This window comes from Winogradskyella sp. (assembly GCF_013213975.1).
Lineage (GTDB): Bacteria > Bacteroidota > Bacteroidia > Flavobacteriales > Flavobacteriaceae > Winogradskyella.
The window spans coordinates 1-4,975 of the sequence record NZ_JABSST010000125.1 but is presented as its reverse complement, the minus strand read 5'-3'; the positions used below and the strand labels follow the sequence as shown (position 1 = coordinate 4,975).

Sequence of the window (4,975 nt, the reverse complement as noted above, 5' to 3'; positions counted from 1 at the left end):
CGTTGGTTTTAATCCCACTACTGAATTTTGACTCGCTGGTGATAAAATAGAGCCTGAAGTCTCAGTACCAATAGTTGCAGCTGCAAAATTAGCAGATGCTGCGACTCCACTTCCTGAACTAGACCCACCAGTATCAATTATGCGTCTTCCATATGGGTTTAAGGTCTGTCCGCCGACAGCAGAATAGCCACTAGGACAATCGCCACAAAAGAAATAAGCCCATTCACTTAGATTTGCTTTACCCAAGATTAGGGCGCCTTTAGATCTTAATTGTTTTACAATAAACGCATCATCAGTAACATTATCTTTTAAAGCAACCGCACCAGCAGTAGTTACCATACCTGAGGCATTTATATTGTCCTTTAATAGAATAGGCATACCATAGATTAGATGTGTTCTATCTGTACCATCATCTTCAGCCTCATCCATTGCTCTGGCTTCTTTAATTACATTAGGATTAATTGAAATGACTGAATTCAATGACAGATCGTTCTCTCTATCAAACTTTCGGATACGGTATAGATAGAATTTTGTTAACTCTTCAATGGTATATTTGCCGTTATTTATCCAGCCTTGCAGTGCTGGAATATCTTCTTCCATAACCCAAACTTTCATGGCGTTATAATCAGATTCCGTAAAATCCTCCATTTGTGGATTAATTTCAGCCCAGATTTCAGCTTTAGTTAGCACTTTAGAATCTAATACTTTAAATTCTCTAAAATCTTTAGTGGAAATGGCATCTAATTCTGACGATTCGTCTGAAGTAGTTTCGACAGTCTCAGATTCAGAAATAGGCTCTCGAGCCTCACGAGAAGGATCTTCTTTACATGAAAAAATTAAAAAAAGGCTAAAGAATAATAGGTAATAACGCATAATCGATGTTTTTTTATAAAAATACGAAAAGACCTCACAGGTTTCAAATATCTGTGAGGTCTATAACATTTTTATAATTATTGAGATCCTGAAACAAGTTCAGGATAACAAGCAGGCTTGTTACTTAAAAAAGGAATCTACAAACTCATACTTATTGAAGACTTGTAAATCTTCTATACCTTCACCAACACCAATATATTTTACCGGAATTTGAAACTGATCAGAAATACCAATAACAACGCCACCTTTCGCTGTACCATCCAATTTAGTTACGGCCAGTGAAGTTACTTCTGTTGCAGCAGTAAATTGCTTTGCTTGCTCAAAAGCATTTTGTCCTGTTGAACCATCTAAAACCAGCAAAACATCATGAGGTGCATCACCAACTACCTTTTGCATTACACGTTTTACCTTAGACAATTCATTCATTAAATTCACCTTATTATGCAATCGGCCAGCTGTATCAATGATGATAACATCAGCGTCTTGATTAACACCCGATTGTAAAGCATCAAAAGCTACAGAAGCAGGATCAGATCCCATTTCTTGCTTAACCATAGGAATCTCAACGCGATCTGCCCAAACCTGTAATTGATCTATTGCCGCGGCTCTAAAGGTATCCGCAGCACCAAGCACAACCTTAAGTCCTTTCTTCTTAAACTGGTATGCCAGCTTACCAATAGTTGTCGTTTTACCAACACCATTTACACCAACCACCATTAAAACATAAGGTACTTTATTACCATTATCGTGAGCTGGTAAATCAGGTATTGAGTAATCCGTTTCTTCACCAGAATTAGTTTCGGATAATAAACCTGCTATTTCTTCTCTAAGGATTTGATTTAATTCTGAGGTCCCTAAATATTTATCTTTAGCAACACGTGCCTCTATGCGCTCTATAACTTTTAAAGTTGTATTAACACCAACATCACTGGTTACCAATACTTCTTCAAGATTGTCAAGAACATCATCATCAACCTTAGATTTTCCAGCAACTGCTTTATTTAGTTTCGTAAAAAATGAAGACTTAGATTTCTCTAATCCCTTATCTAGAGTTTCCTTCTTTTCAGAAGAAAATATTTTTTTAAAAAAACTCATGTATAATTAATTCTATTTACTTGGTTAGGCGCAAGAACCTTGCCTAATTGGTTAGCTGCTAAGTTGTCAGGTTAGCCCTCAAATATAGCCATAAAAAAACTGCTTTCAAATGAAAGCAGTTTTACTAAACTGTAGTGATACTACAATTATTTTTTGTTTAAAAAGTCATTGACAAATTCTGGTGCCATAACCGACTCAACGAACATATACGCTCCAGTCTTTGGTGATTTTACCATTTTAATAGCTTTTGTCAAACGCTTTGATCCTGTCTGTAAAGACGCTACTGATTTCTTTGCCATGATTTTTTATTTTATCTCTTTATGTACTGTCATACGCTTAAGAATAGGATTAAATTTCTTAATCTCCATACGGTCTGGCGTATTCTTTTTGTTTTTTGTTGTAATATATCTAGACGTTCCTGGCATACCAGAAGCTTTGTGCTCTGTGCACTCTAAGATTACCTGTATTCTATTTCCTTTCTTTGCCATTGTAAGTTGACTTTAGCGTATGCTATTATTTATAAAAACCTTTTGCTCTAGCTTCTTTTAATGCTGCCGAAATACCAATTTTATTGATAGTCTTTAATGCAGAAGTAGAAACTTTTAACGTTACCCACTTATCTTCTTCAGGGATATAAAAACGCTTCTTGATCAAGTTTGCATTAAACTTGCGTTTAGTTTTATTCATCGCGTGAGAAACATTGTTTCCAACCATTGCTTTCTTCCCAGTAAGTTCACAAACTCTTGACATTGTACTCTTTCTTTAGGTTCAGTTATTTTTTAACAGGGTGCAAATTTAATAAATAATTAAAGTTTGACAAAACTTAAATCCTACTTTTTCAAAATTTCTTTTTGAAGCATTTCAAATGCCTTATTTGTGGCTTTCATATTCACCTTATCTCTATGGTTTCCAAAGTTAAAAACCTGAGACATTGTTCCTTTTTTAGTAGCAATAGCAATCCAAACTGTACCTACCTCCACATCCGAATCTCCTTTTGAAGGACCTGCATTACCTGTAGTGCTAATTCCATAATCAGCATTATATAATTGTCTAACATTCTCTGCCATTTGCTCAGCCACCTGTTGACTAACAACAGAATACGTTTTAATATCATCATCAGACACCTTTAATACATTTACCTTAGATTCAGTTGCATACGTCACAACACCTCCCTTAAAATAACTTGACGCACCTGCATTTGCGGTTAATGACTTTGCCATTAATCCGCCCGTGCAGCTCTCGGCAACAGCTAAGGTCATTTCTCTTTGTTTTAATAAATTACCAACGATAACTTCAATTAAACCCTCGTCCTCAAAACCGACAAAAATATCCTCTATCTGTGGTAAAAGCAATTGCACTTGTTCTTCTATTACCCGCTCTAATTGTTCTTTATCATTAGTCTTACCTGAAATTCTTAATCGTACACGACCTAAACTTGGCAAGTAGGCTAACTTGAGAAAACTTGGTAAAGCATCTTCCCATGCTTCAATTCTAATCGCTATTGCACTTTCTCCTAAACCATAAGTTAATACCGTTTTATGCCTTATGTATGGAAATTTGAATTTTGACCGTAGCGCTGGATTCACCTCATCTGTTATTAATGCTTTCATTTCGTAAGGAACACCAGGAAGAGACACAAAGACTTTACCGTTTTTTTCTAGCCACATTCCAGGAGCCGTTCCAAACTTATTCATTAATACTTTAGCTTTTGAAGGCACCATAGCTTGCTGGCGATTTAAGTCTGAAATTGGTGTAGTTATATATTTTGAAAACAAATATTCAACATGTGCTAAAACCTCTATATTCTCAACTAAAGAGTCATTAAAATACTCACAAATAGTATGCTTTGTTACATCATCTTTTGTTGGACCTAAGCCACCAGTAATGATAATGATGTCTGCATTATCTTCAGCTTCTCGCATAGCTTTTAGAATATGAGCCTTTTCATCTTGTACTGAAGTAATTTGATAAATTGAAATTCCTATTTTATTAAAAGCCTTGCCTAAGAATGCTGAATTGGTATCAACAATCTGACCAATAAGAATTTCATCTCCAATAGTTATAATTTCTGCTGTCAAAGTGGTTATCTTTAAATGATGCTCGCAAAGGTAATGCTATTAAAAAGTTAATTCATTAATTTTAAACATCCTTTAATAAAATTTCTAACTAACAATGAGCAGATTTAACCAACTAAAATTCTTCACTTTTCTTTTATTAATTAGTGTGTTTTTATTTCAATGTTCTGAAAAACAACCTAAAGAAATTGAGCAAACTGAGTCTGTGGTGCTTACCATGGAAATCAAGCCAGATTTTGTTTTAACTAAAGATCAAACTCATAATAAATTTAGCAGCACTATTTCGCCAATCTTGAAAGTTAAATCGGGTACTATCATTGAAGCTTTTACTGAAGATGCCAGTGACGAACAGTTTAAAATGAATTCTGGAATTGAAGACCTTAGAAAACTAGATTTTGAACCAATTCATCCATTAACAGGTCCAGTTTTTGTTGAAAATGCAGTGCCAGGAGATGTAATCAAAGTTACTCTGCACGACATTGAGGTTGGAGATTGGGGATGGAATGCTATTTTTCCAGGATTTAGTTTTGTTGCAGATTCGATTAAGGGAGAATATTTAAGAATTTATGATTTAAAGAACAATAAGACTACTGTTAACTTCAACGATTCTATAGAATTAGAACTCAAACCATTTCCAGGAGTGATGGGAGTGGCACCTGCAACAACGGAGTTATTAAGTACAATCCCTCCAAGAGCCAATGGTGGAAATATGGATGATCCAAACATGACTGTAGGCACGTCTGTCTATTTCCCAGTATTTGTAGAAGGTGGATTATTCTCAATTGGAGATGGCCATGCAGTCCAAGGCCTAGGAGAAGTCTGCGGCACTGCGATCGAAGTACCATTAAGAAATATTATTAACCTTAACGATGCCAAAATATTTAATCAGTCCTTCCCTAACCTAAAGGCTTATGCTATTGTTGCTCACAGTA

General features: G+C 35.3%; 7 protein-coding genes. 1 reads left to right on the top strand and 6 read right to left on the bottom strand.

What is annotated here, in order from left to right; all coding sequences use genetic code 11:
* From HRU49_RS13960 to HRU49_RS13935, 6 genes are all read right to left on the bottom strand, one after another.
* The coding region (locus HRU49_RS13960) for an amidase family protein (protein ID WP_296358220.1) at positions 1–873 on the bottom strand (873 nt) is incomplete at its 3' end.
* Between the two features lie 120 nt (positions 874–993).
* The gene (ftsY, locus tag HRU49_RS13955; RefSeq protein WP_296358218.1) at positions 994–1,968 is read right to left on the bottom strand and encodes a signal recognition particle-docking protein FtsY; all 975 of its coding nucleotides are present in this window, start codon (positions 1,966–1,968) and stop codon (positions 994–996) included.
* Positions 1,969–2,114: 146 nt separating this feature from the next.
* Positions 2,115–2,267 carry a DUF4295 domain-containing protein gene (locus HRU49_RS13950; protein WP_008271041.1) on the bottom strand — a complete coding sequence of 51 codons (153 nt, stop codon included), beginning with the start codon at positions 2,265–2,267 and terminating at the stop codon, positions 2,115–2,117.
* 6 nt (positions 2,268–2,273) lie between these two features.
* Entirely contained in the window at positions 2,274–2,456 is a 183-nt protein-coding gene (gene rpmG / locus HRU49_RS13945) for a 50S ribosomal protein L33 (protein WP_076616981.1), read from the bottom strand.
* 25 nt (positions 2,457–2,481) lie between these two features.
* Positions 2,482–2,718 (bottom strand): 50S ribosomal protein L28, encoded by a 237-nt coding sequence (gene rpmB, locus HRU49_RS13940; RefSeq protein ID WP_114301300.1) that lies wholly within the window; start codon positions 2,716–2,718, stop codon positions 2,482–2,484.
* Between the two features lie 80 nt (positions 2,719–2,798).
* Positions 2,799–4,046 carry a competence/damage-inducible protein A gene (locus HRU49_RS13935; protein WP_296358215.1) on the bottom strand — a complete coding sequence of 416 codons (1,248 nt, stop codon included), beginning with the start codon at positions 4,044–4,046 and terminating at the stop codon, positions 2,799–2,801.
* Positions 4,047–4,140: 94 nt separating this feature from the next.
* Here HRU49_RS13935 and HRU49_RS13930 point away from each other — a divergent pair.
* A partial coding sequence (locus HRU49_RS13930; RefSeq protein WP_296358212.1) for an acetamidase/formamidase family protein occupies positions 4,141–4,975 on the top strand: 835 nt, incomplete at its 3' end.